Source organism: Streptomyces fagopyri, assembly GCF_009498275.1.
GTDB lineage: Bacteria > Actinomycetota > Actinomycetes > Streptomycetales > Streptomycetaceae > Streptomyces > Streptomyces fagopyri.
This window is the reverse complement of the sequence record NZ_CP045643.1, coordinates 2,972,721-2,994,455: the sequence shown is the minus strand read 5'-3', so window position 1 is coordinate 2,994,455 and position 21,735 is coordinate 2,972,721. Positions and strand designations below refer to the sequence as shown.

Here is a 21,735-nt window from a genome sequence, read left to right as displayed (position 1 = left end):
CCGCACCGGCGCATGGACGGGCGGTTCGCCCCGCACACCGCCGCCGTCCCGTACGTCACCGGGGGCGCCCCTCGTCCGAGGGGCGCCCCCGGTGCTTTTCTCGCGGCTCCTGCACGTGCTGGCGAGCATGACGTGGCGTAACGTCCTGATATGAGCAACCCTGTGCCGCCACGCAAGGACCCCGATCAGCCGTGGCGTACCGAGGGCACGCCACCGGAGCCGAACCCGCCGCCCTCCGGCCGGCGGAAGATGCCGGGTGGCTGGATAGGCCTGGCGGTCGCCGCGCTGATCGTGTTCGTGATCGCCGTCCTGGCGCTCTCCTTCTTCAACGAGGGCAACGAGCCGACGATCTCGTACACGGAGTTCAGCAAGCAGATCGACGGGGGCAACGTCACCAAGATCTACTCCAAGGGCGACGCGATCCAGGGCGAGCTGAGAACCGCCCGGAACAAGCCGGACGGCGGCGGGAAGTACACCAAGTTCAAGACGCAGCGCCCGTCCTTCGCCGACGACAAGCTCTGGCAGAACCTGGAGAAGCGCGGCGTCACGGTGACCGCCTCACCAGTGGTCCAGCAGCGCAGCCTGCTGTCCAACCTGCTGCTCTCGCTGGCCCCGATCCTGGTCCTGGTGGCGCTGTGGTTCTTCGTCGCGCGCCGGCTGCGGCCGGGGATGGGCGGCCCCGGGGGAATGCTCGGCCGCAAGGCGCCCCCCAAACCCGTCGAACTCCAGCCCGGCGCCCAGCGCACGACCTTCGCGGACGTGGCGGGCATCGACGAGGTGGCCGGCGAGCTCAACGACGTCGTGGACTTCCTCAAGAATCCGGACGCCTACCGCAGGATGGGCGCCAAGATGCCCCGCGGCGTACTCCTCGCGGGCCCTCCCGGCACCGGAAAGACCCTGCTCGCGCGGGCGGTGGCGGGGGAGGCCGGGGTGCCGTTCTTCTCGGCCTCGGCCTCGGAGTTCATCGAGATGATCGTCGGCGTGGGCGCCTCGCGCGTCCGTGAGCTCTTCGCCGAGGCCCGCAAGGTCGCCCCCTCCATCATCTTCATCGACGAGATCGACACCATCGGACGGGCCCGCGCCGGAGGCTCGGCGATGGGCGGCCACGACGAGCGCGAGCAGACCCTGAACCAGATCCTCACCGAGATGGACGGCTTCTCGGGCGCCGAGGGCGTCATCGTCATCGCCGCGACCAACCGCGCCGACATCCTGGACCCGGCGCTCACCCGCCCCGGCCGTTTCGACCGGGTCGTCAGCGTCTCACCGCCCGACCGCGGCGGCCGCGAGTCGATCCTGGAGATCCACACCCGCGAGATCCCGCTCTCCCCGGACGTGGACCTGGCCCAGGTCGCCCGGACGACCCCGGGCATGACAGGTGCCGATCTGGCCAATCTCGCCAACGAGGCGGCACTGCTCGCGGTCAAGCGCAAACAGGAACGGGTGACGCGGACGGACCTCTCCGAGGCGCTGGAAAAGGTGCAGCTGGGCGCCGAACGTCCTCTGGTCATGCCCTACGAGGAGCGCCGCCGCACGGCGTACCACGAGAGCGGCCACGCCCTGCTCGGCATGCTGAGGCCGGGTGCCGACCCGGTCCGCAAGATCACCATCGTCCCGCGCGGGCGCGCGCTCGGCGTCACGCTCTCGACCCCGGACGCCGACCGCTACGCGTACACCGAGGAGTACCTGCGCGGCCGGATCATCGGCGCCCTGGGCGGCATGGCAGCCGAACACGTCGTCTACGCGGTCGTCACCACCGGCTCCGAGAACGACCTCGAACAGGTCACCAACATCGTCCGGGGCATGGTCGCCCGCTGGGGCATGACCGAACGCGTCGGCCGGCTCTCCGCCCTCCCGGGCGACGCCCAGCAGGCCTACGGCCTCGCCGCCGCACCGGCGACCCTCGACTCCATCGACCACGAGATGCGCCGCATCGTCGACGAGTGCTACGAGGAGGCCTGCCAGAACCTCCGCGACCACCGCGACCAGCTGGACGCCCTGGCGGAGGCACTGCTCGCCAACGAGACGCTGGAGGAGGCGGACGCCTACCGGATCGCGGGCATCACGCGGACGCGGAAGGAGGAGGGCTGAGCCCTCGCCCTCCGCGGCGCCGCCGGACCCTCCGGCCTACCTCGTCCGGGCGATCAGGTACCGGAAGACGTTCGGCATCCACACCGTCCCGTCCCGCCGGCGGTGGGGGTGGAGCGCCTCCGTGAGCTCCTTGTCGACCTGGACCTCGTCCGCCGCGGCCACCGCCGCGTCCAGCAGCCCGGTCGACAGCAGCCCCCGTACCGCGCTCTCCACGTCCGCGTACCCGAAGGGGCAGGCGACCCGGCCCGACCCGTCGGGCCCGAGCCCGGCCCGCTGGGCGATCTCCTCCAGGTCGTCCCGCCGGGCGGGCCGCCATCCGCCGTCGCGCAGCGGTTCGGCCAGTCCGCCGACGCTCCGCAGCACGCCGGACGTGGCGCAGCGCTCCGGCGGCCCCCATCCCACCAGCACCACGGCCGCCCCCCGCGCGGCGAGCGGGGCGGCCGACGCCAGCGTTTCGGCGAGTCCTTCGGAGTCACCCGCCACGGCCCCGACCGGCTCGAACGCCGTCACCAGGTCGTACGCGGGACCCTCGGCGCCGGCCAGGTCGGCGGGCGTTCCGCCCACGATGCGGGCGTCGCCGCGCGAGGGTGCGCCGTGTTCCCCGGGCAGCAGCCTCTCCCGCGCGAGCCTCACTCGTTCGGGTGAGGAATCGTCGACCCCGGTCACCGCGGCGCCCCGGGAGGCCGCCGTCAGCAGGGCCAGCCCGGAACCGCAGCCGAGGCCGAGCAGCCGTGTCCCGCCGCCGACTTCGAGTCGCTCGTAGACGGCCTCGTGGAGCGGTACCAGCATCCGCTCCTGGATCTCGGCCCAGTCACGCGCGCGTACCCGCCGGTCCACACGGGAGCGAGGTCCCGCGTGCCGCAGGTGTTGCCGCACGAGCGTAGGTGTCATCGAAAGCGCCCCAATCCGCCGAGAGTTGTCGCTGTGCCCCGTTTCCCCGACCCCCGCGCCGTGCGCGCGCACTTCCCCCGTATGTCAGATAACTCCGCACTCGTCGCGCCGTCCAGGGGTTGCGGCGCGCTGCTTGTGCGCTGTCCGCGCGCGGCGCGAGAATTCACGTCCCGGCAACGTGGGCCCGTACCATCGCGCCATGGCAAAGGCACCTGTTCTCACGCCCCAGGCGGAAGACTTCCCGCGCTGGTACCAGGACCTGATCAACAAGGCCGAACTGGCCGACAACGGGCCGGTGCGCGGCACCATGATCATCCGGCCCTACGGGTACGGGCTGTGGGAACGGATGCAGCAGGAGATGGACGCCCGCATCAAGACGGCGGGCGCCCAGAACGCGTACTTCCCGCTCTTCATCCCCCAGTCGTACCTGACGAAGGAGGCCGAGCACGTCGAGGGCTTCGCCCCCGAGCTCGCCGTCGTCACGCACGGCGGCGGCAAGGAGCTGGAGGAGCCGGTCGTCGTCCGCCCCACCTCCGAGACGATCATCAACGCCTCCTTCTCCAAGTGGGTGCAGAGCTACCGCGACCTGCCGCTGCTGATCAACCAGTGGGCGAACGTGGTCCGTTGGGAGATGCGCCCGCGCGTGTTCCTCCGCACCACCGAGTTCCTGTGGCAGGAGGGCCACACCGCCCACGCCACGTACGAGGACGCCCGGGACTACGCCGCGTACATCCACAAGGAGGTGTACGAGGACTTCATGGTCGACGTCCTGGGCATCGACGTACTGCTCGGCCGCAAGACCCCGCGCGAGCGGTTCGCGGGCGCGATCAACACCCTCACGCTCGAAGGCATGATGGGCGACGGCAAGGCCCTCCAGATGGGCACCAGCCACGAACTCGGCCAGAACTTCGCGAAGGCCTTCAACACCCAGTACCTGTCCAAGGACGGCAGGCAGGAACTCGTCTGGCAGACCTCCTGGGGGTCCTCGACCCGCATGGTCGGTGGCCTGATCATGTCGCACGGCGACGACAGCGGGCTGCGGGTGCCGCCCCGGCTCGCCCCCGTGCAGGCCGTCGTCCTGGCGATCAAGGACGACGAAGCGGTTCTGGCCAAGGTCCGCGAGATCGGCGACCGGCTCTCGGCGGCGGGCGTACGGGTCCAGGTGGACGACCGTACCGACACCCCCTTCGGACGGCGCGCGGTCGACTGGGAACTCAAGGGCGTACCGGTTCGCATCGAGGTCGGGCCCCGTGACCTGGAGAACGGCACCGCGATGCTGGCCCGCCGCATCCCCGGCGGCAAGGAACCGGTCGCCCTCGACGCCCTGGCGGGACTGCTCCCCGCCGTCCTGGAGGAGGACCAGGCGCTGCTCCTGAGGCAGTCGCGCGAGCGCCGTGAGTCCCGTACGTCGGACGTGGCGACGGTCGAGCAGGCCGTCGAGGCCGCCGCGGCCGGTGGCTGGGCCCGCATTCCGTGGGCCGACCTCGGCGAAGAGGGCGAGGCCAGGCTGGCCGAGCACTCCGTGACCGTACGGTGTCTGGTCGCCGAGGACGGGTCGGTGCCCGACAGCGACGACGCACCCGGTAACGTCGCCGTCGTGGCGCGCGCCTACTGAGCCGTCCCCCAGGGCGGCCGAAACGCCTCTTGCGCATCTGATGACGACAGGTGACCCGGCGTGCGGACAGCGTCTACGCGCCGGGGCGTACGCGTTACTACGTACCGGCTTGGTGTGAGCTGTGAGGCTTCTCCGCAGATCAGCGCACCCGCCCTCGTCAGGACGCATCAGCGGCAACTGACGGGTACGTGCAAATTATTTGGGATGCCCCGGAATAGGAACACACAGGGCCCCCGGCTCGTTGTCACGACGTGAGCACGACACCACCTGTTCTTGCCGCAGAGCTGGCAGGGGCGTGGGCCGACATTCAGCGGCACCACCCCGAGCTGCCCGATCTGGCCGCGCCCGAGTCCCTGATCGGAGAATCGTCGTCCGCCTGCGGGCACGAACTCTCCTTCGAACGCCTGTTGCACGAGGCAGTCCATGGCATCGCCGCCGCCCGCGGAGTCCGCGACACCTCACGCGCCGGCCGCTACCACAACCGCAGATTCCTGGCGATCGCCGAGGAGCTGGGCCTTGACCACCCCGAGGAACCGCACCCGAGCAGCGGCTTCTCGCTCGTCACGCTCAACCCCGAGGCGAAGCGCCGCTATCGCCCGACCATCGAGCGGCTCCAGCGGGCCCTCAAGGCGCACACCGCCGCGACCACCGCCGACACGGCCCGCTCGTTCCGGGGCCCCGCCGCCCGGCACGGCTCCTCCGGAGGAGGCGTCCGCGTCAAGGCCGTCTGTGACTGCGGCCGCAACGTACGGGTCGTCCCGTCCGTGCTGGCACAGGCGCCGATCGTGTGCGGGGGGTGTGGCAAGCCCTTCCGGATCCCGGAAGTGGTCGGGGCGGCCGCGAGCTGAGAGGACGGCTGCTCGTGGCAGCCGTACTCGGCCGCACCGCCCGGTGAGCGCCGGGTGACGGCGCCCCGGGGCCGGCGCCGGGCCCCCTTCAGGCATGGCCCCGCACATACGCCCGGTGAGGTGAACCTCCAGGGTGTGGCACAATGGCTAGCTGTACTCGACAGTCGCATAGGACCCCTCTCTCCTCCGGCTGACGCGTCCGTCGGGCACTCGGGTACCGCAACCCCACGCGGCAATCTCGCCGTGCCCAACCACGTCAAGACCAGGAGACACCACTTCCGTGGCAGTCAAGATCAAGCTGAAGCGTCTGGGCAAGATCCGTTCGCCTCACTACCGCATCGTCGTCGCCGACTCCCGTACCCGCCGTGATGGCCGGGCCATCGAGGAGATCGGCCTGTACCACCCGGTGCAGAACCCCTCGCGCATCGAGGTCGACACGGACCGCGCGCAGTACTGGCTGGGTGTCGGCGCGCAGCCGACCGAGCCCGTGCTCGCCATCCTCAAGCTGACCGGCGACTGGCAGAAGTTCAAGGGTCTGCCCGCCCCCGCTCCGCTGCTCGTCGCCGAGCCGAAGGCGTCGCGCCCGCTGTTCGACGCCCTGGGCGGCGACGACGAGGGCAAGGGTGAGGCCATCACCCAGAAGAAGAAGGCTGAGAAGAAGGACGAGGCCGCGGCCGAGTCCGCGTCGACCGAGGCCTGAGCATGCTCGAGGAGGCTCTCGAGCACCTCGTGAAGGGCATCGTCGACAACCCCGACGACGTGCAGGTCGCCTCGCGCGACCTGCGCCGCGGGCGCGTACTGGAGGTCCGGGTCCACCCCGACGACCTCGGTAAGGTGATCGGCCGCAACGGCCGCACCGCGCGCGCTCTGCGTACGGTCGTCGGCGCCATCGGCGGCCGCGGTGTCCGCGTCGACCTCGTCGACGTGGACCACGTCCGCTGACGTAACAGGCAGCACCGGCTCGGGCCGGGGAGGGCCATCCGGCCGTCCCCGGCCCGTAGTCGTCTGCGAAACAACGCCGCAGGCACACCGACAGGAGATCAAGCACAGTGCAGCTGGTAGTCGCTCGCGTCGGCCGCGCCCACGGCATCAAGGGCGAGGTCACCGTCGAGGTACGTACCGACGAGCCGGAAGTCAGACTCGCCCCCGGCGCCGTCCTGGCCACCGACCCCGCCTCCACCGGTCCGCTGACCATCGAGACGGGCCGCGTGCACAGCGGCCGTCTGCTGCTCCGTTTCGAGGGCGTACGCGACCGCACCGCCGCCGAGGCGCTGCGCAACACCCTGCTCATCGCCGACGTCGACCCCGACGAGCAGCCCGAGGACCCGGACGAGTACTACGACCACCAGCTGATGGACCTGGACGTGGTCACCAAGGACGGTGACGAGGTCGGACGGATCACCGAGATCTCGCACCTGCCGGCGCAGGACCTGTTCGTGGTCGAACGGCCCGACGGCACCGAGGTCCTGATCCCGTTCGTCGAGGAGATCGTCATCGAGATCGACCTGGACGAGCAGCGAGCCGTCATCGACCCGCCGCCGGGCCTGATCGACGACCGCGCCGAGATCGCGTCCTCCCGGGACTCCACCGGGGAAGAGGCGTAATGCGGCTGGACGTCGTCACGATCTTCCCGGAGTACCTGGACCCCCTGAACGTCTCGCTCGTCGGCAAGGCACGCGCGCGTGGACAGCTGAACGTGCACGTGCACGATCTCCGGGAGTGGACGTACGACCGCCACAACACGGTCGACGACACCCCGTACGGCGGCGGCCCCGGCATGGTCATGAAGACCGACCCCTGGGGCGAGGCCTTGGACTCCGTACTGGCCGACGGCTACGAGACGGGCTCGCACGAGCCCGCCCTCGTCGTGCCCACGCCCAGCGGACGCCCCTTCACCCAGGAACTCGCCGTCGAACTGTCCGAGCGCCCCTGGCTGGTGTTCACCCCCGCCCGCTACGAGGGCATCGACCGCCGCGTCATCGACGAGTACGCCACCCGCATGCCCGTCCACGAGGTGTCCATCGGCGACTACGTGCTCGCCGGCGGCGAGGCGGCCGTCCTCGTCGTCACGGAGGCCGTCGCACGTCTGCTCCCGGGCGTCCTCGGCAACGCCGAGTCCCACCGGGACGACTCCTTCGCACCCGGGGCCATGGCCAACCTCCTGGAGGGCCCCGTCTACACCAAGCCCCCCGAGTGGCGCGGCCGGGAGATCCCCGACGTGCTGCTCAGCGGCCACCACGGCAAGATCGCCCGCTGGCGCCGCGACGAGGCACTGCGCCGCACGACGGCCAACCGGCCCGACCTCATCGAGCGCTGCGAGGCGTCCCTCTTCGACAAGAAGGACCGCGAGATGCTCTCCATCCTGGGGTGGCAGCCGGATCCCGACGGCCGATTTTGGCGCAGACCCGAGGCCGTGGAAGAATAGGCCGCTGCTCTACGTCGTCCGGCGTGCGCCCCTGCCACAGGGGGACACGACGCCCGCCCCGACGCGGCAGCACTCTCCTGAAAACCCTTCTCCCGTCGATGACCTGTGGCATCGGCGAAGAAAGCAGATTTCATGTCTCACCTGCTCGACTCCGTCGACAGCGCCTCGCTGCGCACCGACGTCCCGGCCTTCCGCCCGGGTGACACCGTCAACGTCCACGTGCGCGTCATCGAGGGCAACCGCTCTCGTGTGCAGCAGTTCAAGGGCGTCGTCATCCGTCGCCAGGGCGCCGGTGTCCGCGAGACCTTCACGGTCCGCAAGGTCTCCTTCTCGGTCGGCGTCGAGCGCACCTTCCCGGTGCACACCCCGATCGTCGAGAAGATCGAGCTCGTCACCCGCGGTGACGTGCGTCGCGCGAAGCTGTACTACCTCCGTGACCTGCGCGGCAAGGCCGCGAAGATCAAGGAGAAGCGCGACAACTGAGCTCACGCGGAGGCTCATACGGACGCCGGATAGCATCTGGCTCCGATGAACACCGAAGCACAGCACACGGAGCGCGACCGCTCCTCCCACCCCGCAGAGTCCGTGGAGAACACGGACACCGAGGGGGCGGAGGGACGGTCGCGTTTCGCGTTGTCGGACCGGGTCGTGGAGTGGGTCCCCGGCGGCCGGATCACGCTGACCGTGCTGGTCTGTCTGCTGTTCCTGGTCGGTTTCAGCACCTTCGTGGCGCAGCCCTTCGAGATTCCCAGCAGCTCGATGGAGCCGGGATTGAGGATCGGGGACCGCGTTCTCGTAAATAAGTTGGCGTACCGTTTCGGTGCTGAGCCGCAGCGGGGAGACATCGTCGTGTTCGACGGCACCGGCTACTTCGGGAACGCCGACTACGTCAAACGCGTCGTCGGTGTGGGGGGAGACCACGTGGTCTGCTGCGACAAGAAGGGGAGGCTCGAGGTGAACGGCCGTTCGGTCGACGAGTCGACGTTTCTGTATCCGGGGGACAGCCCGTCGGAGGTGCCCTTCGACGTCGAGGTGCCCGCCGGCGGCCTGTTCCTGCTGGGGGACCACCGCAGCGACTCCAGCGACTCCCGGGACCACCTGGGGTCCCCCGGGGGCGGCATGATCCCCGTCGGCGACGTCATCGGCCGAGCCGACTGGATCGCCTGGCCCTCGGACGACTGGACCCGTCTGAGGCGCGCCGGCGCCTACGCGCGCGTCCCGGCAGCGGACGGTGCCCATGGGTAACCGCGGGAGGCCGCGCGGAGTCTCCGAGCACGCGGCCGACAACCTGCTGCCCACCGGGACACGGCGCGCCTCCGGAGGCGCCGTACGCCCCGGCCGCGCCGAGCGCCGCAAGCTCCAGCGCAAGGTGAAACGGCGACGGCGGCGCTCCGCGGTCAAGGAGATCCCGCTTCTCGTCGGCGTCGCGGTGCTCATAGCCCTGGTCCTCAAGACCTTCCTCGTCCAGGCCTTCGTCATCCCGTCGGGCTCCATGGAGAGCACGATCCAGATCGGCGACCGGGTGCTCGTCGACAAGTTCACGCCATGGTTCGGCTCCAAGCCGCAGCGCGGTGACGTCGTCGTCTTCAAGGACCCGGGGAACTGGCTGGCCGGGGAGAAGACCACCAAGAAGAACGACCCGGTCGTCATCAAGCAGGTCAAGGAGGGGCTGACCCAGATCGGTCTGCTGCCCTCCGACAACGACAAGGACCTCATCAAGCGGGTCGTCGCGGTCGGCGGCGACACCGTCAAGTGCTGCGACACGCAGGGGCGCGTCACGGTCAACGGCATGCCGCTCGACGAGCCGTACATCCACGCCGACAACAAGCCATCGGATTTCCCCTTCGAGGAGACCGTCCCCAAGGGCCGCCTCTGGGTCATGGGCGACCACCGGGACAACTCGGCCGACTCCAGGTACCACCGCAAGGAGAAGTACGGCGGTACCGTCTCCGAGAAGTCCGTCGTCGGCAGAGCCATGGTCATCGCGTGGCCCTTCGGGCACTGGACTCGCCTGAAGGAGCCGGACACGTACGCTTCGGTGCCGAGCGGGTCGGCCACGGCCATGGGACCGTCGCATAGGGTGGCGTCCGCGGATCTCAATGGATTGATCCCGCTCCCGAGCCCTGCGGAACTCCCGCTCGTTATGGGAGTGGTGGGCCTGCGCCGGATCCGGGGCAGGCGGTGGCACGGAGTGAGGAGTGGATGTGGGGGATTTGGCGGTCGGCGCACGATCCGGACACGATGGCCCCGAGGAGCAGCCGGAGCGAGTCGACGGATCGGCCACCCCGGCCACGAGCGAGGACGTCGGTACCGGGAGTGACTCCGGGGACGGCGGCGGTACGAAGGAGCACGGCGAGCAGGACGAGAAGCCCAAGAATCCGCGTTCCTTCTGGAAGGAACTGCCGCTCCTCATCGGTATCGCACTGGTCCTCGCGCTGCTGATCAAGACCTTCCTGGTGCAGGCGTTCTCGATCCCCTCGGACTCGATGCAGAACACCCTCCAGCAGGGCGACCGGGTACTGGTCGACAAGCTCACGCCCTGGTTCGGCTCGGAGCCCTCACGCGGCGAGGTCGTCGTCTTCCACGACCCCGACAACTGGCTGGCGGGGGAGCCGACGCCCAACCCGAACGCCGTGCAGCAGGTCCTCAGCAAGATCGGCCTGATGCCGTCCGCGGACGAGAAGGACCTCATCAAGCGGGTCATCGGCGTCGCCGGTGACACGATCGAGTGCGAGAACTCGGGCCCGCTGACGGTCAACGGCAAGGCGCTCAACGAGACGTACGTGTACGCCGGGAACACGCCGTGCAGCGTCGACGACCAGGGCGGCCAGTTCAAGGTGACGGTACCCGCGGGCAAAATCTGGGTCATGGGTGACCACCGGCAGAACTCGCTGGACTCCCGTTACCACCAGCAGGACAAGTACCAGGGCTTCGTACCCGTGGGCAACGTCGTGGGCCGCGCCATCGTGATCGCCTGGCCGCCCACCCGCTGGAACACGCTGCCGATCCCCGACACCTTCGACCAGAACCTCAGCGCGGCCGCCCCGGGCGCCCTGGGACTGGCCGGCGCGGCGCCCCTGGTGCTCTGGCGCAGGCGTCGCCTTACCGCCGGAAACCCCAGGGTTTCTGGGCGGGGTACCGCCGGGTAGGGTGCCGTCCCAGATCGCCGATCTTCCGCGGCCCGTACCCAGGACCGCGTGGTCGATTCTCCGAGTCGGAGGAGCACTGGGATGAGCAGCACGTCAGGTCGTACGGACGAGGGCCACGGGCGGCTCGGCAGCGTGCTGTCGGGACTGGCCGTGGCCCTCGGCTGTGTGCTCTTCCTCGGCGGCTTCGCCTGGGGCGCGGTCGTGTATCAGCCGTACACGGTGCCGACCGAGTCGATGGTGCCGACCATCAAGGTGGGCGACCGCATCCTGGCGGAGCGGATAGACGGCGCTGACGTCGAGCGCGGTGACGTCATCGTCTTCAAGCAGAAGAGCTGGGGCGACATGCTCATCGTCAAGCGGGTCGTCGCGGTCGGCGGTGACACCGTCGCCTGCTGCACGAACGGCAAGCTGACGGTCAACGGCAAGAAGATCGACGAACCGTATCTCCCCCAGGGCGAGGCCGCCGAGACGAAGCGCATCCCGACCGTCGAGGTCCCCGAAGGACGGCTCTTCCTGCTCGGCGACGAGCGCAGCGGCTCGCTGGACTCGACGGCACACCTCACCGAGGCCTTCAACGGCACGGTGTCGCGCGCCGCGGTGAAGGGCCGCGTCGACGCCATCGCCTGGCCCATGGAGGGCATGCTGAAGCGCCCCACGGGCTTCGAGGCGCTCGGCGGGATCTCCACCCCCGGACCCCTGCGACTGATCCTGACCGCCGTGGTGGCGGGCGCCGTGCTGGTCCTCGGCGGGGCGGCGTACGGCCCGGTCGCCAAGCGACTGGGACGCCGGCGAGGGAGGCGGACGGAGCCCGTCGGTGTCGGCTGAGCCGTCCGGGCCGTCCGGGCCGTCCGGAAAGACCGCCCGGCCCGGACCGGCCGCCATGCCGCCCGTGGCACCGGAGCGGGCCCCGGGCACCGGCCCGGGAGCGGACTCGTACGACGGCGGGCTGCGGAGAGTCGCCCGGGTGGTGCTCCTCGACGCGCAGGAGCGCATTCTGCTGCTGCACGGACATGAGCCGGACGATCCCGCGGACGACTGGTGGTTCACCCCCGGCGGCGGCCTGGAGGGCGACGAGACCCGTGAGCGGGCCGCGCTGCGGGAACTCGAGGAGGAGACCGGCATCACCGAGGTCGAACTGGGCCCGGTGCTGTGGCGGCGCAGATGCTCGTTCCCCTTCGCGGGACGCCGCTGGGACCAGGACGAATGGTACTTCCTGGCCCGTACCACCCAGACGGGAACCGTCGCCGCCGGGCTGACGGAGCTGGAACGGCGAAGTGTCGCCGGAGCGCGCTGGTGGACGTGCCAGGAACTGACCGAGGCACATGAGACGGTGTATCCGACCAGGCTCGCCGAGCTGCTGCGGAGGCTGCTCGACGAGGGTCCCCCGGCCCGGCCCGAGGTCCTCGACACCGAAATCGTCTAGGGGCTCGCGGTGCTGGCGCACAATAGGGGGACGCACGGCTGAAGGGGAACATGCCATGAGCGCCGAGGACCTCGAGAAGTACGAGACCGAGATGGAGCTGAAGCTCTATCGGGAGTACCGCGACGTCGTCGGTCTGTTCAAATACGTGATCGAGACCGAACGGCGCTTCTATCTCACCAACGACTACGAGATGCAGGTGCACTCGGTCCAGGGTGAGGTTTTCTTCGAGGTGTCCATGGCGGACGCCTGGGTGTGGGACATGTACCGGCCCGCGCGCTTCGTGAAACAGGTACGGGTGCTCACGTTCAAGGACGTGAACATCGAGGAGCTGAACAAGAGCGATCTGGAGCTGCCCGGCGGCTGAACGCCGCGGGGGACCCCATGACCGCGTGAGTACGGCAGGCGGCCGCTGACGGACGACGATCACTCGTGAGGGTGACGGAGTTGTCCCCAGTCGGCCGCCTGTCCACCAAGATCCAACAGTGGGCGGACGCGGCCGCAATGTTGGCGCCGGAGGTGGTGCCGACATGAAGACGTCCAAGGCACGCAACGCACTCGGCAAGTACGGCGAGGACCTGGCCGCACGGCGGCTGACCGAGACCGGAATGACCGTCCTGGCGCGCAACTGGCGCTCCGGCAGGACCGGCGAGATCGACATCGTGGCCCGGGACGGCGACGCGCTCGTCGTCTGCGAGGTCAAGACACGCAGGACGGGGGCCTTCGAGCACCCGATGGCGGCCGTCACCCCGGCCAAGGCACAGCGCCTGCGCGGCCTGGCGGAGCGCTGGCTCCAGGAACACGGCGGAGCCCCGCCCGGCGGTGTCCGCATCGACCTGATCGGCGTCCTCCTCCCCGACCGCGGCGCACCCGTGGTCGAGCACGCGCGGGGAGCGGCCTGATGGGGTTCGCGCGTACGTGCTCGGTGGCCCTGGTCGGCGTCGAGGGCGTGGTCGTCGAGGTCCAGGCGGACCTGGAACCGGGCGTCGCGGCGTTCACCCTGGTCGGCCTCCCCGACAAGAGCCTCTCCGAGAGCAGGGACCGGGTCCGCGCGGCAGTGGTGAACTCCGGCGCGGTGTGGCCCCAGAAGAAGCTCACCGTGGGCCTGAGCCCGGCCTCGGTGCCCAAGGGCGGCAGCGGGTTCGACCTGTCAAGCGCTACGCAAGGACGCCTTTAAGCGCTACCGTATTGGGCTATGAAGACCGAGCCTGCCGCCGGTGCCCGGCGCCGCGTCGTGATCTACGCCCGTATCTCAGACGACCGCGAAGGCCGCCGCTACGGGGTACGGCGCCAGGAACGCGACTGCCGAAAGCTCGCCGAGGAACTGGACGTTGACGTCGTCGAGGTCCTGATCGAGAACGACATCAGCGCCTACTCAGGCAAGCGGCGCCCCAAGTACGACCGCATGCTCAAGATGCTCCGCAGCGGCGAGGCGGACGGCGTCCTTGCACTCACCTCACGCCGCCTCCAGCGCCGCTACCGCGAGGCCTTCGACTTCCTCGACCTCGTCGAGGAGAGAAGCCTCCTCGTAGCCACCGTCAAGGGCGGCACCTACGACCTCACCACCGCCGACGGCCGGCGCGAGGCCCGGCGGAAAGCCGTCGACGACCAGCACGAGGCCGAGGAGATCGCCGAGCGGGTCCGCGACGCGAAGCAGGACAGCCTCCGGGAAGGCACCTACCGCGGCGGCCCCCGCCCGTTCGGCTACGAGAGCGACGGCGTAACCCCCCGCTCCCTGGAATGCCTCGCGTGCACCGCGGCCACGGACTTCGTCATCACGCGCACGGACACCGAGACCGGGGACGACTTCGCCGTCGCGGCCCACTGCGGCGCGTGCGGCGGCCCGGCCCACATCGTCGAAGGCTCCGAGGCCTGGCTCGTCGACAAGGCCATCGACTCCGTCATCGCCGGTGAATCCCTCGGCTCCATCGTCCGCCGGTGGACAGCTGACAAGGTGCTCACCGTGCCCCGCAGGAAGCGGCTGGAGGACGGCACCCGGACCGAGCCGACCGGACGCGGCTGGAAGCACACGGAGCTACGCCGCGTGCTGCTGCGGCCCCGGAACGCCGGCCTGATGGACCACCGCGGCGAGATCGTCGGGAAGGCGGCGTGGCCGCCGTTGACGACAGAGGAGAAGTGGCGGGCAGCGAAGACGATCCTGGAGCAGCCGGAGCGCCGCACGTCGTTCGGGAACGCTCGTAAGTGGCTGGGGTCCGGCCTCTATGTGTGCGGGGCCCTCGTGGGGCGGTACACGGCCCCTGACGGCCGCGTGTTCCTGTTCTCCGGGTACGCCGAGGACGACGACGCGCTGCCCCTGTACGTGGCCGCTGACGGCCCCGACGGGCAACAGTGGACACCCAGGGAGCTGGAGGCGGAGTTCGGGAAGCTGAAGGCCGCCGAGGTCGTCCCCGTCCCGGAAGGGCGGCGAGGATGCCGCGAGACGATGCGCTGCTCAACCTCCGGGCGGAGTAGCGGAGCCACCAAAATTGCCTACCGGTGCCGGGCTGCGGTGCACGTGACGCGAACCGCGGAGCTGCTCGACGGGTACGTGGAGGCACTCGTCGTCGAGCGGCTGAGCCGTCCGGACGCGGTGAGCCTGTTCGTGCCGAGCCCGAAGGTGGGGGAGTCCACGGAGCAGCTGGCGCTCCGGGCCAACACCCTGCGCGTGAAGCTGGACCAGTACAGCGCCGACTACGCCGACGACCTGATCACCCGGAAGCAGATGCTCGACGGCACCGCGCGCACGCGGTCCAAGCTCACGGAGATCGAGGGGGAGATGTCTCGCCGTGCCACGGTGCCGCTCCTCGCGCGGCTGCCCATCGGTACGCCGGGGTTCGAGCAGGCGTGGGAGGCGTACACGCTGGAGCGGAAGCGGGCGATCATCGACGCCCTCATGACGGTGACGGTGCTGCCGTCGCGCCGGGGCCGGCCGAAGGGCTTCAAGCCGGGGACGGGGGCTGTCTACTTTGACCCGAGCGCGGTGCGCATCGAGTGGAAGGCGCCCCGGTAGGCGGAGAAGTAGGACACCCACGAGGCCCGACCTGAGAGATCAGGCCGGGCCTCGTCAGCATGTTCCTACCTGAAGCCGATCTCGAACTCGTGCCTCAGCTTGGGCCCGGGCTCGGCGCCAGCGCGGCCCTTCACGCTGGGCCCCAACCAGCCTTCGCGGCGCGCTCGCGCAACCCAGGTGCGGATGGTCTCTTCCGGCCGATTGAAGTCGGCGGCGAGACGCTTGACTGCTCCCGGCGGCTGGCCCGGGCCGGTGTAGAGCCAGTAGCGGTGCGCCACCGCGCGAAGCAGTTCATCGTCGAGGGACACGCGTCCGCCCTCACGAATGCGCTGAGCAAGTTCGATGTCAGGAAGCGTCGTCGTAGGGCCAGCGTCGGGGCCCAGTTCTGCTCGGACGTGGCGCAAAATCTGGCCGACCGGCACCTTCTGCACCATGCCGCCCGTCACTCCGCCAGCTGCGCGCGCGCCTGGTCTGACTTCGAGACGAGAGATGACGAGTCCCTGATCCTTACGGCTTACGTCGCCGTTCGCGAGCCACTCGCCTGAAGGGGATTCGCATTCGAAGGTGGCCACCGTGTCGCCGTCACCGCTGGTCAGCGATGCGCGAACGGTCGGCTTCGAGTGCTCTGCGCCCGTCACCATGTCTCCTTTAGTCACCTGGTGAGTATCGCTACAGCGCTGCACGCGGTCAACATGCACCAGGTCGCGTGACATGGTTGAACTTACTCACCAAGTCTGGGAACATGGCTACATGGCCGCAACAGTAGCGGAGCAAATCCGCTCTCGGCTGCGCATCCGCGTCGACCTGCCGCCCCCGGACGAACGCCGAGGACTCAGGGAAGAAGCCGGACTGTCGCAGCAGGAACTCGCCGACATCGTGGGCGCCACGCGTCAGGCAGTAGGGCATTGGGAGACCGGCGCCCGTGAGCCCCGCGGGGAGCTGCTCGCCCGTTACGTCGAGGCGATCCGCACCCTCAGGGAAGTGGCGTGACAGCGCGGGAGAAGGCAGCCGCGGCTGCCGAACGGGGAGACCTCGCGGGGGAGAGCTACTGGCTTTCCATCGCGGAGACCGTCGACCTGGCCCCGCCGCTGGCCCCCGAGCAGACGGCCCGCCTTCGCATCCTCGTGGCCGTCGACTCCCAGGTATCCACTGCCGCATGAAAGCGGCCCCCAGCAGGCGCGTCAACGCCTGTAGCCAGGGGCCTATCCGAACCGAGAAACGCCGAAGGCCCGGCGCACCTACGACAGCAGACCGGGCCCTCAACAGAACGGATGTAAGCACTATGGCACAGACCCTCACGGCCAGCACCAGCGCACTTCCGGCCGAGGCCGTACGCCCGCGCACCGACTCCGCCACCATCGCCGCGGCCGGCCTGTACGTCGCTGGCGCCGCGTACGAGGAGGCGCTCCGCCACCCGAACCGGGTCGCCACGCTGGACAACATGTGCGACGGGCTCGCCGAGATCGCTCCGGAGATCGCCCGCGTCCTCAAGACCGAGGCCAGCGCCGAGTTCGCCGAGGCCCTGCGCGCCGCGACCGTCGCTCCGCTGTGGGCGTTCACCGCGATCGAGCGGGGCCGTGCCGAGGCGGGCGCCGGGTACGGCTACCTCTTCGACCTGCTCGCGGACAGCCTCCGCGGCGGCGCCAACCCGGACATCGTCAGGACGACCGCGCTCGGTGCGCCCGCCCGGATCCGTGAACTCGCCGAGCACGCCGAAAGGTGACGTCAGCACCCGGCAACTGCCGTCCCGTCCCGGCTGCTTCGGCGGCCGGGCGGGGCGCAGGCACCACCTAGACCTGATCACCGCGAGGCCGCTCCCAACAGGGAGAGAAGAACTAGCCAACCCGCACCGGCCGAGCCCTCGCGAACGGACCACGAACCATGCTCGACACACAGCGGAGGCGAGGGCCGACCGCCCGCGGCCGTAGCCGTTGGGCCCACCGGATCGCCCGCACGTACAGCCTCACCCTCCCCGAAGCGCGCGCCGAACTCCGGCGCCTCGCCGCCCACGGCTGGCAGGCATGGGAGTTCCACACCCGCTTCGCCGGCGCACGCAAGGACGACAACACCTGATGGGCTACGAGCTGTACCGCGAGGTGAAGGTGTGGGCACCGCCTTCTCTGACCCACCGCGAGAAGTTGACGGCGATGGTCCTCGCAGACGACGCCAACGATAGGTCGCGCCTCACGTGGAACAGCGCGGTCGACGCCGAGATCATGCGGCACGCCATGGTGAAGAACGACCGCGACATGCGGAAGATCCTGGCCCGCCTCCAGGACGAAAAGGTCATCGAGCATGCGGGTGGCGGGCACAACGGCAAGGTCGCCAAGTACCGGTTCCTCCACCTGCATCCCGACGGGTGCCCCGGTGAGGCCGGCTGCGGGTGCCCGCTGACGTTGGCGGTCCAGAACGAACCGGCTACGTCTCCGAAGGAGGTTCAAACAGGACCGACAACGGGCTCTGTAGCCGGTCCGATTCGGACACCCAACAGCGAGGGGTCGGTCCAAAAAGAACCGCCTACGGACGGAGTAGCCGGTTCAAATTGGCACCGTAGCCGGTTCGAATCGAACCCCCCTACTCCTCTATCTCCTCAACTACCTCCTCTCTCTCTGGCTGAGCAACTCGTACGTGACTCCGGCGCCGTGGCCGACGACGAGAGAGAGACCTTCATCGACTGGATCACCACCACCCACAAGCCCAACGGCCCGGCCTGGTGGCGCACCGTCGCGAACAACAACGACTTCGCCGCCCTCGCTGAGAAGTGGCGCGCCGATCAGCCCACCAAGCCCGCGTCCAAGACACCGGCCTGGTGCGGCCACTGCGGTGACGACAACCCCGCAGCCCGCTTCAACCCCAACTTCCGGCTACTCGACGGCGCCCCATGCCCCGACTGCCACCCCGACGCGCGCAGGAGCAAGACCGCATGACCGATGACCAGCCCGACATGGAACGGGTTCCACCACGCGACCGAGCGTCGGAACAGTCCGTCCTCGGCGCCATGCAGCTGTCGAAGGACGCCATCGCCGACGTCATCGACAGCCTCCGCTCGCCGGCCGACTTCTACTTCGCCAACCACCAGACGATCTACCGGACGATCCTCGACCTCTACGGCCGCAACGAACCCGCCGACCCCGTGACCCTCGGCAGGGAACTCGCCAAGACCGGAGACCTTGAGCGCGTCGGCGGCGCCTCCTACCTCCACCAACTCATCCAGCAGGTGCCATCCGCGACCAGCGCCGAGCACTACGCCGGCATCGTCCGCGATCTCGCCGAGTTCCGCAGCATCGGCAGCGCTGGGGTCCAGATCACAGAGCTGGGCTACCGGGCACACGGTGACATCGACCAGGCCAAGGAGTCGGCCGCCGCCGCTCTCGAAGGCGCCTTGACCACGAGCGAGGAGTCACAGGGCGCGTACATCGGCGACACCCTGGGCGAGTACCTCGACGCCCTGGAAGGCCGCCGCAACAACGGGGAGATCACCGGCGTACCGACCGGCTTCTCCGACCTCGACCTGCTGACGAACGGTCTCCACCCCGGGCAGATGGTCATCGTCGCGGGCCGCCCCGCCATGGGGAAGTCGACGCTGGCCCTCGACTTCGCCCGCGCCTGCTCCATCAAGCACGGCCGGCCGTCCGCCTTCTTCTCCCTGGAGATGGGCCTGACCGAACTCCAAGACCGGACGCTGTCCGCTGAGTCGCGGGTAGCCCTCCACCACCTCCGGTCTGGGAACGTCACCGACGACGACTGGGCACGGATCGCCCAGCGCATGTCCGACGTCTCCGCCGCACCCTTGTTCATCGACGACACCCACGGCCAGACCCTGTCGTCGATCAAGGCCAAGTGCCGCCGGAGGCAGCAGCGTGAAGGCCTCGACCTGGTGGTCATCGACTACCTCCAGCTCCTCGGCGCGGGCACCTCCCGCAGGCACGAGAACCGACAGCAGGAAGTGTCGGAACTGAGCCGTGGGATCAAGCTCCTCGCCAAGGAACTGCACGTCCCGGTCGTGGTCCTGGCCCAGCTGAATCGCGGGTCGGAGCAGCGGCAGGACAAGAAGCCTCAGCTCTCGGACCTCCGGGAGTCCGGCTCCCTGGAGCAGGACGCCGACATGGTGATCCTCGTGCACCGCGAGGACGCGTACGACAAGGAATCACCGCGCTCGGGCGAGGCGGACCTCATGGTCGTCAAGCACCGCAACGGGCCACTGGCCACGCTCACGGTGGCGGCCCAACTGCACTATTCCCGGTTCGTCGACATGGCACAGACGTGACCGGCATGGAGCGCTGGACCAGTCGAGCCGACCGGATCCGGGACGGAGGCGGCTACACGTACGCGAGCCTCGCCCGGGACCTGGTCGACGGCCTCGGTTGGACGGCCGCCGTAGACCTCGCTGCCGCACTCCGGCACCACGTGTATGGCCAGCCTGGCAGCCACCCGCTGCACGTCTCGGTGAAGCCCCTTTACGACCGCCTCGGGTGGGAGCAAGCGGCCCTGCTCACCTCGTGGTTCCGCAACGCACGCAACCGCCCATGAACTTCCGGCCGTCAACCGGCGGCCGGTCAACCCCGAACAGGGAGAACCACTGTGAAGATCGCCACCGGCAACATCATCAACATGGCCCCGGCGCAGTCCGGATGGACCGTCAACTTCCACCACGGTGAACCCGAGACCGTCACCTGCCCCGTCATCGGATGGGCCACGGTCGTCGAGGGCATCGTCGGGGATGGCGTCGCGCTCACCTCCGTGAAGGCCGCGTTCGTGTACCTCGACACGGTCTGGACCGCCGACGAACTGCGCGAACACGACCACGAGGTGAGCGCCGTTCTGCTCAACGCCCCCGCGTCCACGCCCGCCCACGCGCTCGTCTGACCCGCACACCAATCGGCCGGCCCCGCGGGAGACGGGGCCGGCCACCCCAAGGACACCACGAAGGAGAACCACGTGACCATCACCACCGACGAGAAGAAGGTCATCCGCGCGCAACTCCGCGACCTCCGCGGAGAACTGAAGACCTGGACGCTGAAGACGCCCGGCCTCCACATCGACCAGGCCCTCGTCTGCCAGGACCACCGGAAGCCGAACACGGCCTGCGAACCGTGCTGCTCCGGCCTGTACCGCAAGGAGAAGACGGACCGGATCCGCTCCGAGATCCGGACGCTCAACGACCAGCTGACGCCGCCGGAGCCGGAGAGGTCCGCTGTCCGAGAAGCCACGGTCATCACCGGCAACGGCGAGCAACTCGTCATGTTCGTCTGACCCGCCCACGAGCAGGCCGCCCCGGATCTCGGGGCGGCCACCCACGCACACAGAAACCGGCCCCCGACCAGCAGTAACACCAACCGCCCACGCACACGTAAGGAGTGAAACGGATGAGCCCCAGACAAGCCGGCCCCACCCCCTACCGCCGCGTACCCCTGGAGACCAAAGCCGCGCAAGGGCTCGCCGTTCTCGAACTCGTCACAGCAGGCGCCAGCATCCGCACCGCCGCCGAACAGACCGGGCTGTCGACGACCACCGCGTGGCGGCGCGCGCACTGGGTCCGCGACTGGTCGCTGCCCGGGTTGTACGGGCTCACGCCGCGCAGGCTGCCGCCGCAGCGGGGCACGGCCCTGTGTCCTCGCGGCCGGCCGTACATCGAGGAACTGGACGGGCCGGGTGGCCCGCTCTACCGAGGAGGAATCTGATGACTGCAACTCACCCCAGGCACAAGGCGTCCGCTGTTCTGTGGCTCGCGGCAGGGAAGTCTCAGCGGGCCGCGGCCGAGGCGGCCGGAGTTTCGCCGAGCACGGTCCGGCAGTGGGTCACGGACCCCGTGTTCGTCGCGGAGGTCGAGTCGACCAGGGTCGTGTACTCGCAGAAGCCGCAGGACGGGCGGGCGTTGGTCGAGCACCTCGCCGAGGTGGAGGCGCGACTCGCCCCGCAGGGTCCGGAGCGGCTGCGTGACGGGAGTGTCCGCGTGCCGGTGGCGGTCCCGGCGGGCGCGTCGCCTCGGCAGCAGGAGCGTGCGGTTGCTCGGGCGATTGCCCGAGGTCTCCGCGTGGCGCGGGAGGCGGAGTCGTGAACGTCGACGACGTCATCGCGGAGCAGATCGAGCGGGCCCGTCAGCGGATCGAGCGGGAGCGGCGTCAGCGCGCCGAGCTGGCCCTGGCGCGTCGGGCGGGGCTGGCTCGGCGGCACGCGCAGAAACTCCGGAACCTCGCCCTGAGTCCGCTGAGCAATGGGTCGTTGGCCGCGTCCGGGGCCTGACCACACAGACCAACCCGCACACCGAAGCCAGTACGAGCAGATCAGG

30 protein-coding genes and 1 pseudogene are annotated in these 21,735 nt (G+C 69.7%); 29 read left to right on the top strand and 2 right to left on the bottom strand.

The features are described from left to right. Positions 1–150: 150 nt before the first annotated feature. The gene (gene ftsH, locus GFH48_RS12720; protein WP_153288379.1) at positions 151–2,088 is read left to right on the top strand and encodes an ATP-dependent zinc metalloprotease FtsH; all 1,938 of its coding nucleotides are present in this window, start codon (positions 151–153) and stop codon (positions 2,086–2,088) included. A gap of 36 nt (positions 2,089–2,124) precedes the next feature. On the opposite strand, the gene GFH48_RS12715 is transcribed toward ftsH, so the two are convergent. Beyond that, complete coding sequence (locus tag GFH48_RS12715; protein ID WP_153288378.1) at positions 2,125–2,979, bottom strand: methyltransferase domain-containing protein; 855 nt, start codon at positions 2,977–2,979, stop codon at positions 2,125–2,127. Positions 2,980–3,178: 199 nt separating this feature from the next. Between GFH48_RS12715 and proS the strand changes: the two genes are divergently transcribed. From proS to GFH48_RS12635, 16 genes and pseudogenes are all read left to right on the top strand, one after another. Continuing rightward, positions 3,179–4,594: a proline--tRNA ligase gene (proS, locus tag GFH48_RS12710; protein ID WP_153288377.1), complete on the top strand. Its 1,416-nt coding sequence runs from the start codon at positions 3,179–3,181 to the stop codon at positions 4,592–4,594. Positions 4,595–4,845: 251 nt separating this feature from the next. Continuing rightward, positions 4,846–5,442, top strand: coding sequence for a hypothetical protein (locus tag GFH48_RS12705; protein ID WP_153288376.1), 597 nt, complete (start codon positions 4,846–4,848; stop codon positions 5,440–5,442). Between the two features lie 280 nt (positions 5,443–5,722). Next, on the top strand, positions 5,723–6,142 hold the full coding sequence (gene rpsP / locus GFH48_RS12700) for a 30S ribosomal protein S16 (protein ID WP_153288375.1): 420 nt from the start codon (positions 5,723–5,725) through the stop codon (positions 6,140–6,142). Between the two features lie 2 nt (positions 6,143–6,144). Further along, entirely contained in the window at positions 6,145–6,384 is a 240-nt protein-coding gene (locus tag GFH48_RS12695) for an RNA-binding protein (RefSeq protein ID WP_005479813.1), read from the top strand. 107 nt (positions 6,385–6,491) lie between these two features. Beyond that, the gene (rimM, locus tag GFH48_RS12690; protein WP_153288374.1) at positions 6,492–7,046 is read left to right on the top strand and encodes a ribosome maturation factor RimM; all 555 of its coding nucleotides are present in this window, start codon (positions 6,492–6,494) and stop codon (positions 7,044–7,046) included. Continuing rightward, positions 7,046–7,867 carry a tRNA (guanosine(37)-N1)-methyltransferase TrmD gene (trmD, locus tag GFH48_RS12685; RefSeq protein WP_153288373.1) on the top strand — a complete coding sequence of 274 codons (822 nt, stop codon included), beginning with the start codon at positions 7,046–7,048 and terminating at the stop codon, positions 7,865–7,867. Before rimM ends, trmD begins: the two co-directional genes overlap by 1 nt. A 132-nt stretch (positions 7,868–7,999) precedes the next feature. After that, the gene (rplS, locus tag GFH48_RS12680) at positions 8,000–8,350 is read left to right on the top strand and encodes a 50S ribosomal protein L19 (RefSeq protein WP_153288372.1); all 351 of its coding nucleotides are present in this window, start codon (positions 8,000–8,002) and stop codon (positions 8,348–8,350) included. A gap of 45 nt (positions 8,351–8,395) precedes the next feature. Further along, positions 8,396–9,112: a signal peptidase I gene (lepB, locus tag GFH48_RS12675; RefSeq protein WP_153288371.1), complete on the top strand. Its 717-nt coding sequence runs from the start codon at positions 8,396–8,398 to the stop codon at positions 9,110–9,112. Then, positions 9,105–10,187 carry a signal peptidase I gene (gene lepB / locus GFH48_RS12670; protein WP_153288370.1) on the top strand — a complete coding sequence of 361 codons (1,083 nt, stop codon included), beginning with the start codon at positions 9,105–9,107 and terminating at the stop codon, positions 10,185–10,187. The genes lepB (GFH48_RS12675) and lepB (GFH48_RS12670) overlap by 8 nt, the downstream gene beginning before the upstream one ends. Next, the gene (gene lepB / locus GFH48_RS12665) at positions 10,072–11,016 is read left to right on the top strand and encodes a signal peptidase I (RefSeq protein ID WP_153288369.1); all 945 of its coding nucleotides are present in this window, start codon (positions 10,072–10,074) and stop codon (positions 11,014–11,016) included. The genes lepB (GFH48_RS12670) and lepB (GFH48_RS12665) overlap by 116 nt, the downstream gene beginning before the upstream one ends. Before the next feature lie 81 nt (positions 11,017–11,097). Beyond that, positions 11,098–11,841, top strand: coding sequence for a signal peptidase I (gene lepB / locus GFH48_RS12660; RefSeq protein WP_153288368.1), 744 nt, complete (start codon positions 11,098–11,100; stop codon positions 11,839–11,841). A 55-nt stretch (positions 11,842–11,896) separates the two neighbouring features. Next, on the top strand, positions 11,897–12,439 hold the full coding sequence (locus GFH48_RS12655; RefSeq protein WP_153292884.1) for an NUDIX hydrolase: 543 nt from the start codon (positions 11,897–11,899) through the stop codon (positions 12,437–12,439). Between the two features lie 55 nt (positions 12,440–12,494). Then, a complete protein-coding gene (locus tag GFH48_RS12650; RefSeq protein ID WP_003965949.1) occupies positions 12,495–12,803 on the top strand; it encodes a DUF2469 domain-containing protein in 309 nt (102 codons plus the stop codon). Between the two features lie 163 nt (positions 12,804–12,966). Further along, positions 12,967–13,338: a YraN family protein gene (locus GFH48_RS12645; RefSeq protein WP_153288367.1), complete on the top strand. Its 372-nt coding sequence runs from the start codon at positions 12,967–12,969 to the stop codon at positions 13,336–13,338. Then, positions 13,338–13,595 (top strand): annotated as a pseudogene (locus GFH48_RS12640) (magnesium chelatase domain-containing protein); the annotation flags it as partial. The gene GFH48_RS12645 and the pseudogene GFH48_RS12640, both read left to right, overlap by 1 nt. 36 nt (positions 13,596–13,631) lie before the next feature. Then, entirely contained in the window at positions 13,632–15,446 is a 1,815-nt protein-coding gene (locus GFH48_RS12635; protein WP_153288366.1) for a recombinase family protein, read from the top strand. Positions 15,447–15,511: 65 nt separating this feature from the next. Here GFH48_RS12635 and GFH48_RS39105 read toward each other — a convergent pair whose 3' ends face one another. Then, a complete protein-coding gene (locus tag GFH48_RS39105; protein ID WP_228120546.1) occupies positions 15,512–16,087 on the bottom strand; it encodes a hypothetical protein in 576 nt (191 codons plus the stop codon). 109 nt (positions 16,088–16,196) lie between these two features. On the opposite strand from GFH48_RS39105, the gene GFH48_RS12625 reads away from it, so the two are divergent. From GFH48_RS12625 to GFH48_RS12570, 12 genes are all read left to right on the top strand, one after another. After that, a complete protein-coding gene (locus GFH48_RS12625; RefSeq protein ID WP_153288365.1) occupies positions 16,197–16,436 on the top strand; it encodes a helix-turn-helix transcriptional regulator in 240 nt (79 codons plus the stop codon). Continuing rightward, positions 16,433–16,606: a hypothetical protein gene (locus GFH48_RS12620; protein WP_153288364.1), complete on the top strand. Its 174-nt coding sequence runs from the start codon at positions 16,433–16,435 to the stop codon at positions 16,604–16,606. The genes GFH48_RS12625 and GFH48_RS12620 overlap by 4 nt, the downstream gene beginning before the upstream one ends. Positions 16,607–16,728: 122 nt before the next feature. Beyond that, the gene (locus GFH48_RS12615; RefSeq protein WP_153288363.1) at positions 16,729–17,169 is read left to right on the top strand and encodes a hypothetical protein; all 441 of its coding nucleotides are present in this window, start codon (positions 16,729–16,731) and stop codon (positions 17,167–17,169) included. A gap of 158 nt (positions 17,170–17,327) precedes the next feature. Next, positions 17,328–17,519, top strand: coding sequence for a hypothetical protein (locus tag GFH48_RS12610; RefSeq protein WP_153288362.1), 192 nt, complete (start codon positions 17,328–17,330; stop codon positions 17,517–17,519). Then, positions 17,519–18,373 (top strand): hypothetical protein, encoded by an 855-nt coding sequence (locus tag GFH48_RS12605; RefSeq protein WP_153288361.1) that lies wholly within the window; start codon positions 17,519–17,521, stop codon positions 18,371–18,373. Before GFH48_RS12610 ends, GFH48_RS12605 begins: the two co-directional genes overlap by 1 nt. Further along, complete coding sequence (gene dnaB, locus GFH48_RS12600) at positions 18,328–19,713, top strand: replicative DNA helicase (RefSeq protein ID WP_153288360.1); 1,386 nt, start codon at positions 18,328–18,330, stop codon at positions 19,711–19,713. Before GFH48_RS12605 ends, dnaB begins: the two co-directional genes overlap by 46 nt. Then, positions 19,710–19,976 carry a hypothetical protein gene (locus tag GFH48_RS12595; RefSeq protein WP_153288359.1) on the top strand — a complete coding sequence of 89 codons (267 nt, stop codon included), beginning with the start codon at positions 19,710–19,712 and terminating at the stop codon, positions 19,974–19,976. The genes dnaB and GFH48_RS12595 overlap by 4 nt, the downstream gene beginning before the upstream one ends. A 51-nt stretch (positions 19,977–20,027) precedes the next feature. Next, positions 20,028–20,312: a hypothetical protein gene (locus GFH48_RS12590; protein ID WP_153288358.1), complete on the top strand. Its 285-nt coding sequence runs from the start codon at positions 20,028–20,030 to the stop codon at positions 20,310–20,312. A 72-nt stretch (positions 20,313–20,384) separates the two neighbouring features. Continuing rightward, entirely contained in the window at positions 20,385–20,699 is a 315-nt protein-coding gene (locus GFH48_RS12585; protein WP_153288357.1) for a hypothetical protein, read from the top strand. 113 nt (positions 20,700–20,812) lie between these two features. After that, positions 20,813–21,127, top strand: a complete 315-nt coding sequence (locus GFH48_RS12580; RefSeq protein ID WP_153288356.1) for a hypothetical protein — start codon at positions 20,813–20,815, stop codon at positions 21,125–21,127. After that, entirely contained in the window at positions 21,127–21,504 is a 378-nt protein-coding gene (locus GFH48_RS12575) for a helix-turn-helix domain-containing protein (protein WP_153288355.1), read from the top strand. Before GFH48_RS12580 ends, GFH48_RS12575 begins: the two co-directional genes overlap by 1 nt. Further along, on the top strand, positions 21,501–21,689 hold the full coding sequence (locus GFH48_RS12570; protein ID WP_153288354.1) for a hypothetical protein: 189 nt from the start codon (positions 21,501–21,503) through the stop codon (positions 21,687–21,689). Before GFH48_RS12575 ends, GFH48_RS12570 begins: the two co-directional genes overlap by 4 nt. Positions 21,690–21,735: the final 46 nt, after the last annotated feature.

What these genes read in the sequence shown, in the direction of transcription:
- ftsH (WP_153288379.1), top strand. Translation starts at nt 151, where the DNA reads ATGAGCAACCCTGTGCCGCCACGCAAGGACCCCGATCAGCCGTGGCGT.
- dnaB (WP_153288360.1), top strand. Translation starts at nt 18,328, where the DNA reads ATGCCCCGACTGCCACCCCGACGCGCGCAGGAGCAAGACCGCATGACC.
- GFH48_RS12655 (WP_153292884.1), top strand. Translation starts at nt 11,897, where the DNA reads ATGCCGCCCGTGGCACCGGAGCGGGCCCCGGGCACCGGCCCGGGAGCG.
- GFH48_RS12610 (WP_153288362.1), top strand. Translation starts at nt 17,328, where the DNA reads ATGCTCGACACACAGCGGAGGCGAGGGCCGACCGCCCGCGGCCGTAGC.
- GFH48_RS12580 (WP_153288356.1), top strand. Translation starts at nt 20,813, where the DNA reads ATGAGCCCCAGACAAGCCGGCCCCACCCCCTACCGCCGCGTACCCCTG.
- GFH48_RS12635 (WP_153288366.1), top strand. Translation starts at nt 13,632, where the DNA reads ATGAAGACCGAGCCTGCCGCCGGTGCCCGGCGCCGCGTCGTGATCTAC.
- lepB (WP_153288370.1), top strand. Translation starts at nt 9,105, where the DNA reads ATGGGTAACCGCGGGAGGCCGCGCGGAGTCTCCGAGCACGCGGCCGAC.
- GFH48_RS39105 (WP_228120546.1), bottom strand. Translation starts at nt 16,087, where the DNA reads ATGGTGACGGGCGCAGAGCACTCGAAGCCGACCGTTCGCGCATCGCTG.
- lepB (WP_153288371.1), top strand. Translation starts at nt 8,396, where the DNA reads ATGAACACCGAAGCACAGCACACGGAGCGCGACCGCTCCTCCCACCCC.
- GFH48_RS12695 (WP_005479813.1), top strand. Translation starts at nt 6,145, where the DNA reads ATGCTCGAGGAGGCTCTCGAGCACCTCGTGAAGGGCATCGTCGACAAC.
- GFH48_RS12615 (WP_153288363.1), top strand. Translation starts at nt 16,729, where the DNA reads ATGGCACAGACCCTCACGGCCAGCACCAGCGCACTTCCGGCCGAGGCC.
- GFH48_RS12605 (WP_153288361.1), top strand. Translation starts at nt 17,519, where the DNA reads ATGGGCTACGAGCTGTACCGCGAGGTGAAGGTGTGGGCACCGCCTTCT.
- lepB (WP_153288368.1), top strand. Translation starts at nt 11,098, where the DNA reads ATGAGCAGCACGTCAGGTCGTACGGACGAGGGCCACGGGCGGCTCGGC.
- GFH48_RS12715 (WP_153288378.1), bottom strand. Translation starts at nt 2,979, where the DNA reads ATGACACCTACGCTCGTGCGGCAACACCTGCGGCACGCGGGACCTCGC.
- trmD (WP_153288373.1), top strand. Translation starts at nt 7,046, where the DNA reads ATGCGGCTGGACGTCGTCACGATCTTCCCGGAGTACCTGGACCCCCTG.
- rplS (WP_153288372.1), top strand. Translation starts at nt 8,000, where the DNA reads ATGTCTCACCTGCTCGACTCCGTCGACAGCGCCTCGCTGCGCACCGAC.
- GFH48_RS12575 (WP_153288355.1), top strand. Translation starts at nt 21,127, where the DNA reads ATGACTGCAACTCACCCCAGGCACAAGGCGTCCGCTGTTCTGTGGCTC.
- GFH48_RS12645 (WP_153288367.1), top strand. Translation starts at nt 12,967, where the DNA reads ATGAAGACGTCCAAGGCACGCAACGCACTCGGCAAGTACGGCGAGGAC.
- GFH48_RS12625 (WP_153288365.1), top strand. Translation starts at nt 16,197, where the DNA reads ATGGCCGCAACAGTAGCGGAGCAAATCCGCTCTCGGCTGCGCATCCGC.
- GFH48_RS12650 (WP_003965949.1), top strand. Translation starts at nt 12,495, where the DNA reads ATGAGCGCCGAGGACCTCGAGAAGTACGAGACCGAGATGGAGCTGAAG.
- proS (WP_153288377.1), top strand. Translation starts at nt 3,179, where the DNA reads ATGGCAAAGGCACCTGTTCTCACGCCCCAGGCGGAAGACTTCCCGCGC.